At 70.1% G+C, this 17,112-nt stretch carries 15 protein-coding genes; 1 reads left to right on the forward strand and 14 read right to left on the reverse strand.

Annotated features, from left to right (window positions below):
• Positions 1-76: 76 nt before the first annotated feature.
• The gene (locus ACZ79I_RS23440; RefSeq protein WP_471499443.1) at positions 77-3,976 is read left to right on the forward strand and encodes a DNA-directed RNA polymerase subunit beta'; all 3,900 of its coding nucleotides are present in this window, start codon (positions 77-79) and stop codon (positions 3,974-3,976) included.
• Between the two features lie 64 nt (positions 3,977-4,040).
• Here the strand turns inward: ACZ79I_RS23440 and ACZ79I_RS23445 are convergent, their stop codons facing one another.
• From ACZ79I_RS23445 to ACZ79I_RS23510, 14 genes are all read right to left on the reverse strand, one after another.
• Entirely contained in the window at positions 4,041-4,307 is a 267-nt protein-coding gene (locus tag ACZ79I_RS23445; protein ID WP_381081413.1) for a hypothetical protein, read from the reverse strand.
• Positions 4,304-4,579 carry a hypothetical protein gene (locus ACZ79I_RS23450; RefSeq protein ID WP_471499444.1) on the reverse strand — a complete coding sequence of 92 codons (276 nt, stop codon included), beginning with the start codon at positions 4,577-4,579 and terminating at the stop codon, positions 4,304-4,306. Before ACZ79I_RS23450 ends, ACZ79I_RS23445 begins: the two co-directional genes overlap by 4 nt.
• A 15-nt stretch (positions 4,580-4,594) precedes the next feature.
• Positions 4,595-5,500: a peptidoglycan-binding protein gene (locus tag ACZ79I_RS23455; RefSeq protein ID WP_471499445.1), complete on the reverse strand. Its 906-nt coding sequence runs from the start codon at positions 5,498-5,500 to the stop codon at positions 4,595-4,597.
• Positions 5,501-5,608: 108 nt separating this feature from the next.
• Complete coding sequence (locus ACZ79I_RS23460) at positions 5,609-6,004, reverse strand: ATP-binding protein (protein ID WP_471499446.1); 396 nt, start codon at positions 6,002-6,004, stop codon at positions 5,609-5,611.
• 15 nt (positions 6,005-6,019) lie between these two features.
• A complete protein-coding gene (locus tag ACZ79I_RS23465) occupies positions 6,020-6,736 on the reverse strand; it encodes a hypothetical protein (RefSeq protein WP_471499447.1) in 717 nt (238 codons plus the stop codon).
• Complete coding sequence (locus ACZ79I_RS23470; protein WP_471499448.1) at positions 6,736-7,839, reverse strand: hypothetical protein; 1,104 nt, start codon at positions 7,837-7,839, stop codon at positions 6,736-6,738. The genes ACZ79I_RS23465 and ACZ79I_RS23470 overlap by 1 nt, the downstream gene beginning before the upstream one ends.
• A 27-nt stretch (positions 7,840-7,866) precedes the next feature.
• The gene (locus ACZ79I_RS23475; protein ID WP_471499449.1) at positions 7,867-8,889 is read right to left on the reverse strand and encodes a hypothetical protein; all 1,023 of its coding nucleotides are present in this window, start codon (positions 8,887-8,889) and stop codon (positions 7,867-7,869) included.
• Positions 8,890-8,919: 30 nt separating this feature from the next.
• Positions 8,920-10,104, reverse strand: a complete 1,185-nt coding sequence (locus ACZ79I_RS23480) for a hypothetical protein (RefSeq protein ID WP_471499450.1) — start codon at positions 10,102-10,104, stop codon at positions 8,920-8,922.
• Between the two features lie 34 nt (positions 10,105-10,138).
• Positions 10,139-11,356 carry a hypothetical protein gene (locus ACZ79I_RS23485; RefSeq protein WP_471499451.1) on the reverse strand — a complete coding sequence of 406 codons (1,218 nt, stop codon included), beginning with the start codon at positions 11,354-11,356 and terminating at the stop codon, positions 10,139-10,141.
• A 57-nt stretch (positions 11,357-11,413) separates the two neighbouring features.
• A complete protein-coding gene (locus tag ACZ79I_RS23490) occupies positions 11,414-12,607 on the reverse strand; it encodes a hypothetical protein (protein WP_471499452.1) in 1,194 nt (397 codons plus the stop codon).
• Positions 12,608-12,612: 5 nt separating this feature from the next.
• The gene (locus ACZ79I_RS23495) at positions 12,613-13,533 is read right to left on the reverse strand and encodes a phage distal tail protein (RefSeq protein ID WP_471499453.1); all 921 of its coding nucleotides are present in this window, start codon (positions 13,531-13,533) and stop codon (positions 12,613-12,615) included.
• A gap of 104 nt (positions 13,534-13,637) precedes the next feature.
• Positions 13,638-14,921, reverse strand: a complete 1,284-nt coding sequence (locus tag ACZ79I_RS23500) for a phage tail family protein (protein ID WP_471499454.1) — start codon at positions 14,919-14,921, stop codon at positions 13,638-13,640.
• Entirely contained in the window at positions 14,918-16,111 is a 1,194-nt protein-coding gene (locus ACZ79I_RS23505) for a phage tail protein (protein WP_471499455.1), read from the reverse strand. The genes ACZ79I_RS23500 and ACZ79I_RS23505 overlap by 4 nt, the downstream gene beginning before the upstream one ends.
• 30 nt (positions 16,112-16,141) lie before the next feature.
• The gene (locus tag ACZ79I_RS23510; RefSeq protein ID WP_471499456.1) at positions 16,142-17,011 is read right to left on the reverse strand and encodes a hypothetical protein; all 870 of its coding nucleotides are present in this window, start codon (positions 17,009-17,011) and stop codon (positions 16,142-16,144) included.
• Between the last annotated feature and the right edge of the window lie 101 nt (positions 17,012-17,112).

Genomic DNA, 17,112 nt, shown 5'->3' on the forward strand with positions numbered 1-17,112 from the left:
CACCAGCAGGGCCCGCCGACCCCCAGGCCCCCGTATCAGACCAAAGACTCACAACCCTGAGAGGGATTGACGCATAGTGCTCGACGTCAACTTCTTCGACGAGCTCCGGATCGGCCTGGCCACCGCTGACGACATCCGCCAGTGGAGCCACGGCGAGGTCAAGAAGCCCGAGACCATCAACTACCGCACCCTCAAGCCCGAGAAGGACGGCCTCTTCTGCGAGAAGATCTTCGGCCCCACCCGGGACTGGGAGTGCTACTGCGGCAAGTACAAGCGCGTCCGCTTCAAGGGCATCATCTGCGAGCGCTGTGGCGTCGAGGTCACGCGCGCGAAGGTGCGCCGTGAGCGGATGGGCCACATCGAGCTGGCCGCCCCCGTCACGCACATCTGGTACTTCAAGGGCGTTCCGTCGCGGCTGGGCTACCTGCTCGACCTCGCCCCGAAGGACCTGGAGAAGGTGATCTACTTCGCGGCGTACATGATCACGTACGTCGACGAGGAGCGCCGCACGCGTGACCTGCCCTCCCTGGAGGCGCACGTCTCCGTGGAGCGGCAGCAGGTGGAGAACCGTCGCGACGCCGACCTGGAGGCCCGCGCCAAGAAGCTCGAGGCCGACCTGGCCGAGCTGGAGGCCGAGGGCGCCAAGGCCGATGTGCGCCGCAAGGTGCGCGAGGGCGCCGAGCGTGAGATGAAGCAGCTGCGCGACCGCGCGCAGCGCGAGATCGACCGCCTCGACGAGGTGTGGACCCGGTTCAAGAACCTCAAGGTCCAGGACCTCGAGGGCGACGAGCTGCTGTACCGCGAGCTGCGTGACCGCTTCGGCACGTACTTCGACGGCTCGATGGGCGCCGCGGCGCTGCAGAAGCGGCTGGAGTCCTTCGACCTGGAGGAGGAGGCCGAGCGGCTCCGCGAGATCATCCGCACCGGCAAGGGCCAGAAGAAGACCCGTGCCCTCAAGCGGCTGAAGGTCGTCTCCGCGTTCCTGCAGACCTCCAACAGCCCCAAGGGCATGGTCCTGGACTGCGTCCCGGTCATCCCGCCGGACCTGCGTCCGATGGTGCAGCTGGACGGTGGCCGCTTCGCGACCTCCGACCTGAACGACCTGTACCGCCGTGTCATCAACCGCAACAACCGTCTGAAGAGGCTCCTGGACCTCGGTGCCCCGGAGATCATCGTCAACAACGAGAAGCGCATGCTTCAGGAGGCCGTTGACGCCCTCTTCGACAACGGCCGGCGCGGCCGCCCGGTCACGGGCCCCGGCAACCGTCCGCTGAAGTCCCTCAGCGACATGCTGAAGGGCAAGCAGGGCCGCTTCCGCCAGAACCTGCTCGGCAAGCGTGTCGACTACTCGGCGCGTTCCGTGATCGTCGTCGGTCCGCAGCTGAAACTGCACCAGTGCGGTCTGCCGAAGGCGATGGCGCTGGAGCTCTTCAAGCCGTTCGTGATGAAGCGCCTGGTCGACCTGAACCACGCGCAGAACATCAAGTCGGCCAAGCGCATGGTCGAGCGCGGCCGCACGGTCGTGTACGACGTCCTCGAAGAGGTCATCGCCGAGCACCCGGTGCTGCTGAACCGTGCGCCCACCCTGCACCGCCTCGGTATCCAGGCCTTCGAGCCGCAGCTGGTCGAGGGCAAGGCCATCCAGATCCACCCGCTCGTGTGCACCGCGTTCAACGCGGACTTCGACGGCGACCAGATGGCCGTGCACCTGCCGCTGTCCGCGGAGGCGCAGGCCGAGGCCCGCATCCTGATGCTGTCCTCGAACAACATCCTCAAGCCGGCCGACGGCCGCCCGGTCACGATGCCGACCCAGGACATGGTCCTCGGTCTGTTCTTCCTGACCACGGACGGCGAGATGCGGAACGTGAAGGGCGAGGAGCGCTCCTTCGCGTCCGTGGCCGAGGCGATCATGGCGTTCGACGCCGGCGAGCTCTCGCTGCAGTCGCGCGTGGACATCCGCTTCCCGGTGGGCACCATCCCGCCGCGCGGCTGGACCCCGCCGGCCCAGGAGGAGGGCGAGCCGGAGTGGCAGCAGGGTGACACCTTCCGGCTGCGCACCACGCTGGGCCGTGCGCTCTTCAACGAGCTGCTGCCCGAGGACTACCCGTTCGTCGACTACGAGGTCGGCAAGAAGCAGCTCTCCGAGATCGTCAACGACCTCGCCGAGCGCTACCCGAAGGTCATCGTGGCGGCGACGCTCGACAACCTGAAGGCGGCCGGCTTCTACTGGGCCACCCGTTCCGGCGTCACGGTCGCCATCTCCGACGTCGTCGTCCCCGAGGCGAAGAAGGAGATCGTCCGCGGCTACGAGGCGCAGGACGAGAAGGTCCAGAAGCAGTACGAGCGCGGTCTGATCACCAAGGACGAGCGCACCCAGGAGCTCATCGCCATCTGGACCAAGGCGACCAACGAGGTCGCCGAGGCGATGAACGACAACTTCCCGAAGACGAACCCGATCTTCATGATGGTGAACTCGGGTGCGCGAGGAAACATGATGCAGATGCGCCAGATCGCGGGCATGCGCGGTCTGGTGTCCAACGCGAAGAACGAGACGATCCCGCGTCCGATCAAGGCGTCGTTCCGTGAGGGTCTGTCCGTGCTGGAGTACTTCATCTCCACGCACGGTGCCCGCAAGGGTCTGGCGGACACCGCTCTGCGTACCGCCGACTCGGGTTACCTCACCCGTCGTCTGGTCGACGTCTCCCAGGACGTCATCATCCGCGAGGAGGACTGCGGCACCGACCGCGGCCTCAAGCTGAGCATCGCGGAGCGCGGCGCCGACGGCGTGCTGCGCAAGGCGGACAACGTCGAGACGTCCGTGTACGCGCGCTGCCTCGCCGAGGACATCGTGGTCGACGGCAGGGTGCTGGCCCCGGCCGGCACCGACCTGGGCGACGTGCTCATGGACGAGCTGATCCTCCAGGGCGTCGAGGAGGTCAAGACCCGCTCGGTCCTGACCTGCGAGTCCGCGGTCGGCACCTGCGCCATGTGCTACGGCCGCTCGCTGGCCACCGGCAAGCTGGTCGACATCGGTGAGGCGGTCGGCATCATCGCCGCCCAGTCCATCGGTGAGCCCGGCACCCAGCTGACGATGCGTACCTTCCACACCGGTGGTGTGGCCGGTGACGACATCACCCAGGGTCTGCCGCGTGTCGTCGAGCTCTTCGAGGCCCGTACCCCGAAGGGTGTCGCCCCGATCTCCGAGGCGTCCGGCCGTGTCCGGATCGAGGAGACCGAGAAGACCAAGAAGATCGTCATCACGCCGGACGACGGCAGCGACGAGAGCGCGTACCCGATCTCGAAGCGTGCCCGGCTCCTGGTCAGCGAGGGCGAGCACGTCGAGGTGGGCCAGAAGCTCACCGTGGGTGCCACCAACCCGCACGACGTGCTGCGCATCCTGGGCCAGCGTGCCGTCCAGGTCCACCTGGTCGGCGAGGTCCAGAAGGTGTACAACTCGCAGGGCGTGTCGATCCACGACAAGCACATCGAGATCATCATCCGGCAGATGCTGCGCCGTGTGACGATCATCGAGTCCGGCGACGCCGAGCTGCTGCCCGGCGAGCTGGTCGAGCGCTCGAAGTTCGAGCAGGAGAACCGTCGTGTGGTCCAGGAGGGCGGTCACCCGGCCTCCGGCCGTCCGCAGCTGATGGGTATCACCAAGGCCTCGCTGGCGACCGAGTCGTGGCTGTCGGCGGCGTCCTTCCAGGAGACGACCAGGGTCCTCACGGACGCGGCGATCAACGCCAAGTCCGACTCCCTGATCGGTCTCAAGGAGAACGTCATCATCGGTAAGCTCATCCCGGCCGGTACGGGCCTGTCCCGCTACCGCAACATCCGGGTCGAGCCGACCGAGGAGGCCAAGGCCGCGATGTACTCGGCCGTCGGCTACGACGACATCGACTACTCGCCGTTCGGCACGGGCTCCGGCCAGGCCGTGCCGCTGGAGGACTACGACTACGGTCCGTACAACCAGTAAGCGAGCAGCCTGAGCCGAAGGGCGGCCACCCCGTGCCACACGGGGTGGCCGCCCTTCGGCGTGTTCACCGAGCGGTCAGCTCCCAGGCCGCGACGACCGCCGTCGCCACGGTGGCCAGCACGCCGATGCTGGCGAGCGGCCAGCGGGAGCGTTCCAGCGCGTCCAGCCGCTGTTCGTGGTCGGCGAGCTGCTTGTCGGTCTGGTCGCTGCGCTGCACCAGCAGGGCGAGCGACCCGTCGACCCGGGCGAAGCCGGCTTCGACGGTGCCGCGCAGCCGCTCCAGTTCGACGGCGACGGCGGCCGGATCGGACAGGGATGAGGGTTCGTTCACGCGTCCCTCCGTTCGGCGGTCGCGTCCGCGAGGGACAGCAGCGCGGCGTCGTCGTTCGGCGGGGCGTCCGTGCGCAGCCACGACGGCAGCAGCGCCTGGACACCGGGCAGCGCCATGACCCTGGTCACGGCGCCGGCGGCGGCCAGGGCCCCGGCGACCCAGGGAAGGGTCTTCGGGACCCCGGCGGTCTCCGCGATCGTCGGCAGCAGCACACACAGGCCGACAGCGGTTTGCAGCACGGTGCGGAGGGTCCGCTTGGCGGCCTCTGACATGGGAGACCTCGTTTCTCAGGAGCTGTGGGGGACCTTCAGCGCGTTCCAGGACGTGGGCCCCGGCCAGCCGTCGGCGGCGGAGCCGCGGAAGCCGAGCTTGCGCTGCCAGGCGGCGTACGACTCACGGTCGGCCTCGGTCCAGTGGGGGCCCGGGCCGACCCGGTAGCGGCCGCAGCCCTCGGCCACCAGGCGTTGGCCCATCGCGGTGACGATCGGCGACCGGGGACCCGCCTTGAAGAACGAGGCACCGGGGAACGGCTGGTAGCGCGGGGTGCTCGGCGGCGGGGGGACGGGCCGGCCGGAGCCGGCGGAGAGCCGCGCCTGCACCCGGCGGCGCATGCCGGTCATGGAGAAGCCGCGCGGGTCGCTCTTCCAGTCGGACCACTCCAGGTGCCCGATGACGGACTTGGCGCCCCAGCCGTGCGCCCGGCACAGCGCGGCCGCGACCCGCTCGACGGCGTCGAGCTGCTCGGCCGGCCAGGGGTCCTGGCCGTCTCCGAGGTTCACGCACTCGAAGCCGTAGAAGCGGGCGTTGCCGTCGACGGCGCCGGCGCTGCCCTCGTGCTGGTGCGGGGCGGGCGGCCGGTCCCCGTAGGTCTCGGTGATCACTGCCTGGAGGACCGACGGATCACCGCCGCCGGCGTGGTTGGCGCGGCCGTTGCCGACGAGGTGGACCGCGCCGTCCTTGGCGATCACGCCGTGGCACAGCGGGCCGGGCAGCTCCGCGTGGCCGTCGTAGCAGAGGGAGACGGACGCGGTGGTGCCGGAGGAGACGGTGTGGTGGATGATCACGCCGTTCACGGGGCCCCAGGGACCCTTGAGGTTGCGGTTGTGCGTGCGCCAGCCGTCGTGCTCGACGACGGTGACGCCTTCGGCGCGCAGGGCGGACACGAGGGCGTCGGCGGACAGGGGGTTGGCCATGGGCGGATGCCTCCCGGGAGAGGGTGCGGGCATGAGAAAGCCCCGGCCGGTGGGGTCGGCTCGGGGCTGCGCGGGTGGTGCGCGGACGGTGCGCGGACCGTGCGCGGGTCAGACGGTGGTGCCGGTTCCGGTGCCCGGACCGCCGCCGGCCGGCCATGTGGCGCACAGGGCGGCGTACGCCGATGTGTTGGCCTCGAAGTCGGCCAGCGCGGCGGCGACCGCCTGCTGGACGGCCGTCTGGTCGGGGACGACCGGGTCCGCGCCGACGGGCATGACCGTGACGCGGCCGGTGCCGCGCAGGACGGCGCCGTTGTCGCCGGTCTCCGTGAACTGGGCGCTGACGGTGACGGGCGAGTAGGTCCCGGTGATCGAGTCCGGCGCGATGATGCTGCTGAGGCTGGTGTCGGAGACGTTGACGTAGACCGTGTGGCCGGCCTCGGTGAGGGTGGCGCGGCCCGCGTAGTCGATGGCGATGCCCCAGGGCTGGGTGGTGTCGATGTTCATGGAGGGCTGCCTTTCTCAGGTCTGACGGCCGTACATGAGGACCGGGACGGCGTAGACGGTGCCGGAGGTGCTGGTGACCTGGGCCTGGATCTCGACCTTGAGCAGCGTGCGGTACACCGAGGCGAAGTCGGTGGCGACCAGGTCGCTGTAGTCGAAGTCCGCGGGGGTGGTGACGGTGCCGCCCCACTGGGCGCCGTTGACGAGCACCCGGACGGAGCCGGTCGCGCCGGAGCTTGCCCTGGTGTTCAGCAGCAGCCGCATCTTCGGCTGCCAGACGACGTTGTACGACATCGCGATCGTCGTCCACGAGGTCGAGCTGGTCTGCGGCCAGCGCGTGTAGCCGGTGTCCTGCGGCGGCAGCATGGCCAGCCAGGGCCGCGCGAGGCCGCCGGTGCTGATGTCGTCGGAGATGATCTCCCGGTTGGCGGAGTCGTAGATGCGCAGCGGCTGCAGCGACGTGCTGAGGCCGTCGCCGTTGTACAGGCTCATCGCGAGGCTGCCGGACTGGCGGTGGATCTCCATGCCGTACTCGCTGCCGCTCCAGCCGCCGACCCGGAACATCGGCGTACCGGACGGCGTCCGCACCAGCAGGGAGCCGCCGTCGGTGATCTCCACCGTGCCGCCGGAGATCTGGTTCAGCGCCGGCCGGTTGTTGACCGCGGTGGACAGCTGCTGGATGCGGCGTTCCATCTGGGTCAGCCGGTCGATGATGTCTTCGGGCAGCTGGGGCATCAGATCTCCTCCAGGTAGAGCTCGGCGGTGTCGGGACGGCCGCGCTGCGCCGGGCTGACCTTGACGCCGACGATCCGGTAGCGCACGTCCAGGCCCTCGGTCCACCACTCGTCGGTGACCCGGATCCGCACGGTCCGCCCGAGCAGCGCCGACGGCACCAGGTCGTCGAGGCGCACGGTGACCGCGGGGATCACCACCGCGCCGGCGGCCTGGGCGAGTTCGGCGGTGGCCAGCGACTTCAGGACCTCCCTGCTGGTGGTCTCGTTGTGGTCGGAGGACAGGTCGATGCGCGGATAGCCGGCTGCGATCAGGGCGCTCGCCTCGTCCGCGTCGGCGTACACCGGACGGGATTCCGCGGCCTGGTTGGAGTTGTCGGTCCCACCGCGCGCCCGGGCCGTGGTGCCGCCGCGGGTGGCGTCGCGCGGGAAGGAGTACGACAGGATCGTGCCCGGCCGGTCCAGCACCAGGTCGGTGGTCCCGACGCGGATCTGCGGGCTGCCGAGCTGCAGTCGGCGGATGCGCGCGCCGCTGACCGGATCGCGGTAGACGGCGATGCGGTGTTCGAATCCGTTGTCCAGGGCGGCGAGCGCGTCGAGCGCCTCCAGGTAGACGGTTTCGTCGCCGTTGCGGTAGGAGACCGCGCGGTTCTGCGCGGAGGTCTCGTTCCCGGCGGTGACGCCGATGTCGCCGCCGGGCAGCGAGGTCTGCAGGTGGTCCCACAGGCTCCGGGCGATCGCCAGCTGGTCGGTGTTCGTGTAGACGAGGTCGGCGCGGATCCGGCGGCGGTTCGCATAGGACTCGAACGTGGCCGCCTGGATGCCGAGGGTGAGCACCCCGCGGTCGTCGCTCTGCAGGGTGGCCGTCCAGATGATGCCGCCCCACCACAGGTCGCCCCCGCGTTCGAGGTAGACGGAGGTGCGGCCCTCCTCGATGCGGCGGACGCGGGCCGCCGTCTTCGCGTCGGGCACGGGAACGGTGCCGGCCAGGGAGCCGGCCTTGCCGATGTAGTCGTCGACGGTGACGTCCCGCAGCGGCAGGATGTCGATGGTGCGGTCGGTGCGCAGATCGCAGAAGATCGCGCGGTAGGGCGTGTTCGCGGTCATGGGGCGGTCAGCTCCTCCGTCCGGTCGTCACAGCACGAAGCAGGCGGAGATCCGCACGCCGTTGCCGGTCTGGATGACACCGCTGGTCGTCCAGGCGATCAGCTGGACCGAGCCGTCGGCGACGATGCGGGCGGCTCCGGTGCCGTATCCGTCGGAGGCGACCGCGGTGATCTCGCCGGCCGGACGCCACCCCGCCGGCAGGGTGGCCATCAGCTGGTCGGTCACGTTGCCCGGGTTGGTGGTACCGGCGGCGGTGGCGGTGAGGTCGGCGCCGGTGCGGGAGAGCGCCAGGGTGAAGGAGCAGATGCCGCCGGTGCGGCGGGCGCTGTACCACGCCACCGACCAGTCGGTGGCCGCGGTCACCCCGGTGGTGGCGGTCTCCACCGCGACCGGGGGCCGGTAGTCGGCCCAGGCGGTGCCGTTCCAGCGCTGCAGCACCCCGTTCGCGTCGCGGTACTGGCCCGGGTAGGCGCCGCCGGTGGCGTCGGTGACGACGGGCAGGATGCCGCCGGCCGCGACAGTGGCGGTGCGCAGCCCGGTGAGCGCCGTGTTCCAGTCGATGCCGCCGCTGCCCGCGCTCGCGCCGGCCGGTACGGCGACCGTGTGCAGCGGGAGGGACTGGCCGGGGGCGGGGGGCGCGGTGGGTGTCGCCGTCGGGGATCCCTGGATGATCTCGACGACGGCCTCGGTGCGGCCCGAGCCGTCGTAGGCGTGGTCGTAGACGCGCAGGACGACGAGGTCGATGCGGCCGTACTGGGCGTCGCCGTCGGCGAAGGTGAGGGGCAGGTCCTCGGTCAGTGCGACCGGGTAGGCCCCCTGGGCGTCGGTTCCCTGGACGAGGGCCCGGCCGGGGCTGACCGTCGCGGTCATGCCGCCGGCCGTGCCGGTCAGGGTGAACCCGGAGATGCGGTGCTGGCCGTCGTAGGAGCCCGGCAGGACACCGGAGCGGGTGGCGACCGGGGAGGTGGGGGTGAGGGCACCGAGGGCGACGAGCCGGGTGTCCTCGCGTGTCTGGCCATCGGGGGAGAGCCAGCCGGAGCGTACGGGCATGGTCGGCTCCTTTCGGGACGGGGGAGGCTGTCAGTTGGCCGGGTCGACGCGCATGAAGCGGTTGTCGAACCCGCAGCTCACACTGGCGTCGTTGGAGCGGTGCAGGGCGGTCATCGTGTAGGTCAGGCCGGGGGTCAGCCCGTACAGCCGCCACATGGTCGCGACCGAGCCGCTGACCGGGCCTCCGTACATGCAGGCGTACTCGTCGGTCGGGGTGAAGCGCACGGTGCCGCCCTGGGTGATCTGCGGGGCCATGTACGCGGAGCTGGTGGTGCTGCCGCTGGTCCACATGCGCGCACCGAAGTGGAGCAGCACCGCGCCGGTGGGCGGGGCGGTGAAGTTGAGGTCCAACGAGGTGACGGCCGTGTCCGCCAGCGTGGCCGTGTACGTCGTCGACGCCGTGGACCCGGCGTCCAGGGACGAGACGAACGCGGACGTCACCACGGCCGAGGTCCAGGCCGAGCCGTTCCAGCGCTGCAGGACGCCGTTCGGCGCGTCGCGGTACTGGCCGGTGTAGCCCGCCGCCGCGGCTGCGGGGGCGATGCCGCCGACGCCCTGGGGATAGGCGACCCAGACCGAGCCGTCCCAGCGCTGGAGCACGCCGTCGACGTCCCGGAACTGGCCCGGATAGGCGCCGGCCACGGTGTCGCCGGCGGTGGTCGGCAGGATCCCGCCGAGGGCCACGGTGGGGGTGCGCAGGTCGGTCAGGGCGGTGCCCCAGTCGATGCCGCCCTGGCCGGCGCTCGCCTGGGCCGGGACCTTGACCTGGAACAGGGGCAGGCAGAGGCCCGGCGCGGCGGGCGCTGTCGGCGGGGAGGCCGGGGCGCCCTGGACGATCTCGACGGCGGCCTCGGTGCGGCCGGTGCCGTCGTAGGCGGCGTCGTAGATGCGCAGCACGACCAGGTCGATGCGGTCGTTGGTGGCGTCGCCGTCGGCGAAGGTGAGGGTGGGCTCGTCGACGACGGCCACCGGGTAGGCGCCGCGGGTCTCCACCCCCTGGACCACGGCCCGGCCCGAGCTGACGACCGCGGTCATCGTGCCGGTGTTCCCGGCCAGCCAGAACCCGGACAACCGGTACTGGCCCTGATAGGAGCCGGGCAGGATGCCGGAGCGGGTGCTCGCGGGTGAGGTCGGGGTGAGGACGCCGAGCGCGGTGAGCCGGGTGTCCTCCCGCGTCTGTCCGGTGAGAGGGAGCCATGAGGAACGTGCGTTCATGTACGGGTCCTGCTTTCTGTGCGGCAGGGGCGGCTCAGGAGGCGGATTCGTAGGTGCCGTAGATCGACAGCACGTCGCCGGTGTCCCAGGCGAAGGGGAAGCTCTTGTCCCAGATCGCGGCGCCGATCTGCTGGGTGTCGCGCAGGGAGCGGACGACGCCGCCGTAGCTCGTCGACAGCAGCCCGCAGCCGCTGTACATGTGGGCCACGGAGCTGTCGAAGCCGAGGGCGTCGAGCACGCGGCCGTCCAGCTTCCAGCCCGTCGACACCGGAGGGACCGGCAGCGAGAACATCCAGTTGGCGTTGGCGTCCTGGGCGGACAGGTTGGTCGTCGAGCCGATCTTCAGGTAGAGCCGGACGTGCACGAGCGTGCCGAGCTTGGCGTAGGACCCCGCCAGCGTGCCGTTGCCGATGCTGGGGGCGGTGCCGTTCTCGGCGCCCCACACCGGCGTGTAGTCGGTCCAGGCCGGCATCGGCTGGTAGGACACCCACGCGGAGCCGTTCCAGCGCTGCAGCACCCCGGAGGAGCTGTCGCGGTACTGCCCGGTGTAGCTGGCGGCGGTGACCGCGCCGGCCGGGGCGATCCCGCCCAGCGCGCTCGGGTACGACACCCAGGCCGAGCCGTCCCAGCGTTGCAGGGCGCCGCCGGAGTCGCGGTACTGGCCCGGGTAGGCACCGTTGCCCGTGTCGCCGTACGCCGGGAGGATGCCGCCGGCCGCGACGGTGGGCGTGCGAAGGTCGGTGGCGTCGCCGTTCCAGTTGACACCGCCGTTGCCGGCGCCGGCCCCGGCCCGGACGGTGACCTGGTAGATCGGCATGGCGATGCCGGGGAGCGGCGGCACCTCAGGGGTGGCGGCCGGGGTGCCCTGGACGATCTCCAGGGTGGCCTTGGTGAAGCCGGAGCTGTCGTACACGTTGTCGTAGATCCGCAGGACGACGAGGTCGATGCGGTCGTACGTGGCGTTGCCGTCGGCGAAGGTGATCGTGGTCTGCTCGGGCAGCGTGACCGGGTAGGCGCCCTGGTTGGCGGCGGCCTGGACGACGGCCCGGCCCTCGTGCACGGTGGCGGTCATGGTGCCGGAGCCGCCCTCCATCCAGAAGCCCGAGACGCGGTACCGGCCGTCGTAGGAGCCGGGCAGGATGCCGGAGCGGACCTCCAGCGGGTTGGCCGGTGTGGTCGCGCCCGTCTGGGTCAGGCGGGTGTCCTCGCGGGTCTGACCGGTCTCGGCCACCCATGAGCTGCGCAGGTTCATCCGAGGTCTCCTGTGATCTCCGGAAGGGAACGGGGGAGTACGGGGAGGCGGGGGGCGTCAGGACCTGAGCCATTCAGCCGTGAGGTTGGTGTAGTAGCCGGAACCGCCGAGAGTGGTGATGGTGGAGCCGGAGTTCTGCTGGCCGTACAGCGCGAGCTGGTCGCCGGCCGCGCACTTGAGCAGGGCGCTGCCGCCGACGCTGGTGGCGCTCGGGCCCGCGCCGACCAGCCAGGTGGCGCGCGGGACGCCGGAGCCGTTGACGTGGATCCGTGCGCCGCGCGACCCGTTGGTGGACTCCGCGTACCAGGTGAGGGAGGCGGACACGCGCCACCAGCCGCCCCTCGGCACGGTGTAGGTGTTCGACCCGGACCAGCCGCCCGCGTCGTCCACGTCGGCGGTCTGCATGGTGATCTGCGTCCACGGGCCGGTCGGCACGGACTGCCCGCTGGTCTGCGAGACGCTGAGCAGGATGGTCGTACGGCCCTCCGCGTACTGCCAGGCCGAGCCGTCCCAGCGTTGCAGCAGGCCGGAGGCGTCCTCGCGGTACTGGCCGACGTATCCGCCGGTACTCAGCGCGCCGATCGGTGCGATGCCGCCGACCGCCTTCGGATACGGCACCCAGGCGGAGCCGTTCCAGCGCTCCAGGACGCCCGGGGTGTCCCGGTACTGGCCGGCGTAGGCGCCGTTGAAGCCGGACGACGGGACGATCCCGCCGAGGGCCGCCGTGGCGTAGCGCAGGTTGGTGACCGCGCTGTCCCAGGCCAGTCCGCCGCCGCCGGCCGACGCGCCGGCGGGCACCGTGATCCGGTAGAGCGGCAGGGCGCTGCCGTCGGGGCTGTTCGGCGCCGTGGGCACGGCCGCGGGAGTGCCCGGGACCAGGCGGACCAGCGCCCGGGTCTGGCCGGTGCTGTCGTAGGCGGTGTCCTGGACGGCCAGTTCGACGAGGTCGATACGGGCGTACTGGGCGTCGCCGTCCGCGACGGTCAGGGTCTCCGGCTCGGTCACCGCCACCGGGTAGGCGCCCTGGACGAGCCGGCCGCCCTGCACGAAGGCGCGGCCGGGGCCGACGGTGAAGGTCATGCTCCCGGCCGTACCGGTGAGTGCGAACCCTCCGGGGACGATGCCGCCGCGGGCCTTGAACGGGATGTCCTCCGCGGCGAAGGCGTTCGGGGTGAGCAGACCGGACAGGGTGACGCGGGTGTCCTCGCGGCTCTGGCCGGACTCGGTGAGCCATGCTGAGCGCACGGTCATGGCACTCACCACTCCGCCGAGCGCCAGCGGACGGTCATCCACGCACCCGAGCCGTAGGTGTCCGGGCGGAACGCCAGCTGCGCCTGCCCCGGTTCGAAGGCGAACAGCTCCTCCGGGCTGCTGTCGGCGGCGGCGGTGTGGCGGCGTGAGGCGCTGCCGTTGAGGGTGACCGTGCCGGCCGCCGTGTCGACGACCAGCTCGTCGCTGGCGGCCAGGGTGATCCCGTAGCGCAGCTTGCGGCCGGAGGCGCGGTCGGTGACGGTCGGATTGCCGCACGGGCCGGTGAAGGTGATCACCGGGTGGGTGGGCGCGGAGCCGTCGTTGGTGATCGTGACATCACCGGTGGCGGCCGCCTGCCCCCAGTAGAGAGGCCAGGTCAACGGCCAGGTCAGGCCGCTCTCCGGCTGCGGCGCGCCGGTGACCGCGGACTGCTCGGCGACCGCGTACCGGCGCGGGTCGGTGGCGTACCACTGCACGGACGCCCGGGAGACGCCCTGCGTGGTGTAGGTCCGGTCGGCGGCCAGCACCCGCTGGCCGACCCGGGCCCGCACGGCCAGCGTCTCGCCGTGCAGCCGCACCGCCAGCCAGCGTTCCTCGTCGCCGAGGAGCAGCGCCTGGCGCAGGGCGCGCATCGCGGCGAGCGAGGAGGCGCTGTCGTCGGCCGCCGGTACGGTCCACACCGTGCCGCCGACCTTGCGGGGCTTGGCGTAGCGGGCGCCCGGCCAGGCGCCGTGCGCGGTGGGGCGGTCGGCGTCGGAGGTGTCGTAGTCGGGCAGGTCCTCCCAGCCGGTCAGGCCGCCCCGGTCGATCTCGTACGGGGTGCCGGGGCCCATCAGCAGTCCGGCCCACTGCATCTGCCCGTCGCGGGTGATGAGTGAGCCGGGGAGAACATCGTCGGTGTATGCGGTTGTGGTCGTCTCGGCCATGGGGCCGTCACCTCACTGTCGTGGCTGAACGACGGTCGTGCGCGGTGGGCGGGCCGGCGCGGTGGCCTGGATGGCCGGTGCCGGCCGCCCGCCGCTCCCGGCCGTCATGCGCAGGCGTGGGCGGATGCCAGGAAGAGCAGTTCCTCCGCGATGCCGCGGGCACCGGTGCCCGGACTTTCGTGGAACTCCTTGATGCGGTGGCGGTGGTCCTGGTGGCGGGCGGTGACCGCGGCCCGGCGCCGGGCGGCGAGCACGCGCTCCCGGTCGAGGGCGGTGAGCGGCAGCACCCGGCCGGTGCGCGGGGTGGCGCCGGGGACCGCGACGCCGCCCTCCGCGAGCATCGGGATCTTGCTCAGGTGCACCCCGAACTTCTTGCCGAAGAAGCTGAAGCTGAGCTTGTTGAGGCCGTCGATCACCCAGTTCGCGAAGGCGATCAGCCCCTGGATCGGGCCCTTGACGACCCCGGCCACGGTCTGCGCGCCGGTGGTGACGAACTGCCCGATCGCGTGCAGGGTGTCGGAGGTCGCGTTCTTGACCCTGGTGAATCCCTGGGGAATGTCCTTGGTGATCCAGTCCAGCACCGGCCTGACGGCGTCCCTGAACCCATGCCAGATCGCGGACACCTTGCCGCTGAGGGCGCGGGTGTCGCCGGTGGTGAGGGCCTTCAGGACGGCGAAGCCAGTGCCGATGAGGGTGCCGATGACGGTGAGGGCGGTGGTGATCAGCGTGAGGTAGCCGGTGACATACGTGTTCACCGCGCTCGCGATGGCCTTGAGGACCGGGGTGAGGATGGTCAGGTAGCTCTTGACGTACTGGAGGATCAGTTTGGCCAGTTGGTCCATCAGCCTCTGGCCGGTCTCCGAGTTCATCGCGATGTCGAGCAACCAGCCGGCCACCGGCAGGAGCAGGCCGGTGACGAAGCCGATGGGGTTGGCGCGGGTCAGGGCGTTGATGACGATCATCAGGCCGGACCCGATGGTCATCGCGGTGCCGAAGGTGTCCAGGAGGCCGCCGAGGAAGCCGGAGGCGTCGATGAGCGCGCCGACGATGGCGAAGACGCCGCCGAGCCCCGACTTGAGCCTCTCGAGGGCCTTTCCGGCGCTTCTGATCCTGCTTCCGACGGACTTGACGTCCGAGGCGGCGCCCTTGCCGGTGCGCCCGGCCCTGGTGACGGAGCGGGCGGCGGTGTCGGCGTTCGTCTTGAGCTTCTGGACGGCGGTGGCAGTCTGACCGGCGGGGGTGCCGACGCGGTCGAGGTCGCCGGCGGCGCCCTTGATGCGGCCGGTGAAGGACCGCAGGCCCGTCTGGGTCTGCTCGACCCTGGTCCGGAAGGAACGCAGGACGGGGGCGGCCCCCTTGAACGGGTTGCGCATGACCGCGCTGCTCATCCGCGTGCCTTCGCCAGGAACATCAGCGCGTCGGCGGTCCGTTGCGGGCTGCTGGTCTCGGCCGCGTAGTAATTCTCGATGTGCAGCGCGCCGTGGTGCTTCCTGGATCCGTGGTGCGCCCGGCCGTGCCCGGCGGCCCTGCGGAGCAGCCGGTCGAGCTTGCTCAGCGGCAGGACGGCCTCGGCCTCACCGGCCTCGGCGAGGATCGCCGGGACACCGCCGGAGCGGGGCATGACGACACCGCCGGTCGCGAGCGCGGGAATGCGGGGCAGGGAGACGCCGAAGGTCTTGCCGCCGACCAGCGGGACCCAGCCCGGGATCGACACGTGGATGCCGTTGAGGGCGCCGATCGCGCGGTTGATGATGCCGATGACCGCGTTGATCGGCCCCCGCACGGCGTTCTTGATGCCGTCGAAGGCGCGGCTCGCGATGCCCTTCAGGCCGCCCCAGATGCTGGACAGCTTGTCCTTCACGGCGCGGAAGGCGTTGGGGATCGCGGACTTCACCCAGTTGACGACCGGTGAGATGACCGCCTTGATGCCCTTCCACACGCTGCTGACGACCGTCTTGATCGCCTTCAGCGCGGTGGTGATGACCTTCTTCCAGATGCCGACGTAGGTCTTGATGACCTTGGCGACGGCCTTGACGACGGCCGAGACCGCCGTCTTGATGCCGTTCCAGACCGACTTGATCAGCTTGCCCGCGTTCTTCATGATCGGCCCGATGGCCTTCATGACGTTGCTGATCACGGTCTTGATGACTTGGAAGGCCTGTTTCAGGACCTTCTGCATGGTCTTCGAGTTGGTCACCATGTCGATGACCTTGTCGATGAGCGGCTGCAGCAACTGCATGAGCATGCCGAAGAAGTTGCCCTTCATCGACTTGTTCATCTTGTCCTGGCCCTTGGCCGCCTTGCTCGCCCCCGACTCGTACTTGCCGAGGTTCTTGCCTGCGCTGGACCCGGTCCTGCCGGCCTTGCCGAGCGACTTCTCGGCCTGGTCGGACGCGGTCTTGAGGTTTCTGAGCTCCTTCTCGGAGCCCTGGGCCGAGGTCTTGAGGGACTTGAGCTCGGTGGCCCCGGTCCTGCTCGCGCTGCCGATACCCTTGGCGGCGGAGCCGGCACCCGATGCCTTCGACTTGAAGTCCTCCAGGGAGCCGGAGGCCTTCTTCAACGAACTGATGAGACTCATTGCGCACCTCCTTCAGGCGGAATGTGGTGATCAGGCGCCGGCGCCGATGGCTCCAGCGGCGTTACCGGCCTCGCGTGAAAGTTCCAGGAACGTGTTCCTGAGCGTTCCGGCGTTCCGGTTGAGATCCTGAGCCGCCTTGGCGACGTCCCGCAGTGTCCGGGCTTTGGGAAGCTTCTGCGGGTCGAAGGGTTCGAGTTTGGTGTGGAGTTCCCCGATGGCCTTGGCCGTGTCCTCGATCTTCTTCTTGGGGTTCGGGGTGAGCTTCTTCTTGAGTTCGCCGATCGCCTTGGCGATCTTGTTGATCGTTCCCGGGGACTTCATGTCGGCAGTCGCCGAGTTGAAGTCCCGAATTTTCTCCGGCAGCCCGTTGAGTGCGCTCTTGAGGCCGTTGAGCCGCTGAGACGTGAGGCCGTGCGGGTTGATGGAAACGGCATTGAGGCCGTCCATCTGGGCGCGGGTCATGCGCTGTGGGCGTCCGGACTCGCCGATGGCGATGACTCGCCCTGGTCTCTGCCGTTCGCCGTCCGGCAGGTTCCGGTTGGCCCGTGATCGACTGATCTTCTCGTACGCCGCGTTGAACATCTTTCCGAAGTCGAAAAGTTTGCCGAGTACAAGCGCTGCGAGAGCACCGATGGCCAGCAAGATCTTGCTGAACGGGTCACCTCCGTCCTTGAATGCGGCGAACAGGTCCTTGAGGCCGAGTGCTTCGAAGAGCGATTCGAAGATGTTCTTGCTGGTTTCCGGTCCCTCCTTGATGGCTTTCATGATTTTGTTTGTGTTGGTCGTCAACTCCGCCTTGGTGGCGACGTTCGATGGCGAGACCAGGGTTTTTACGTCATCTACACCTTTCTGGACGTCTCCCACCTTTTTCAGGATCTCGTCTTCTGTCTTCTGGGACATGTAAACCTCTGGGGTCTAAAATGGAACTTGACGTGTGGAATTGTCCGTTGCTAGTGTGCGTACAAGGTGCGAGGAATGGGGGGATGGTGTGAGTGCAATCC

This window comes from Streptomyces sp. PSU-S4-23 (assembly GCF_055632315.1).

What these genes read in the sequence shown, in the direction of transcription:
- ACZ79I_RS23480 (WP_471499450.1), bottom strand. Translation starts at nt 10,104, where the DNA reads ATGAACGCACGTTCCTCATGGCTCCCTCTCACCGGACAGACGCGGGAG.
- ACZ79I_RS23500 (WP_471499454.1), bottom strand. Translation starts at nt 14,921, where the DNA reads ATGAGCAGCGCGGTCATGCGCAACCCGTTCAAGGGGGCCGCCCCCGTC.
- ACZ79I_RS23505 (WP_471499455.1), bottom strand. Translation starts at nt 16,111, where the DNA reads ATGAGTCTCATCAGTTCGTTGAAGAAGGCCTCCGGCTCCCTGGAGGAC.
- ACZ79I_RS23470 (WP_471499448.1), bottom strand. Translation starts at nt 7,839, where the DNA reads ATGACCGCGAACACGCCCTACCGCGCGATCTTCTGCGATCTGCGCACC.
- ACZ79I_RS23450 (WP_471499444.1), bottom strand. Translation starts at nt 4,579, where the DNA reads ATGTCAGAGGCCGCCAAGCGGACCCTCCGCACCGTGCTGCAAACCGCT.
- ACZ79I_RS23490 (WP_471499452.1), bottom strand. Translation starts at nt 12,607, where the DNA reads ATGACCGTGCGCTCAGCATGGCTCACCGAGTCCGGCCAGAGCCGCGAG.
- ACZ79I_RS23460 (WP_471499446.1), bottom strand. Translation starts at nt 6,004, where the DNA reads ATGAACATCGACACCACCCAGCCCTGGGGCATCGCCATCGACTACGCG.
- ACZ79I_RS23455 (WP_471499445.1), bottom strand. Translation starts at nt 5,500, where the DNA reads ATGGCCAACCCCCTGTCCGCCGACGCCCTCGTGTCCGCCCTGCGCGCC.
- ACZ79I_RS23510 (WP_471499456.1), bottom strand. Translation starts at nt 17,011, where the DNA reads ATGTCCCAGAAGACAGAAGACGAGATCCTGAAAAAGGTGGGAGACGTC.
- ACZ79I_RS23495 (WP_471499453.1), bottom strand. Translation starts at nt 13,533, where the DNA reads ATGGCCGAGACGACCACAACCGCATACACCGACGATGTTCTCCCCGGC.
- ACZ79I_RS23485 (WP_471499451.1), bottom strand. Translation starts at nt 11,356, where the DNA reads ATGAACCTGCGCAGCTCATGGGTGGCCGAGACCGGTCAGACCCGCGAG.
- ACZ79I_RS23465 (WP_471499447.1), bottom strand. Translation starts at nt 6,736, where the DNA reads ATGCCCCAGCTGCCCGAAGACATCATCGACCGGCTGACCCAGATGGAA.
- ACZ79I_RS23475 (WP_471499449.1), bottom strand. Translation starts at nt 8,889, where the DNA reads ATGCCCGTACGCTCCGGCTGGCTCTCCCCCGATGGCCAGACACGCGAG.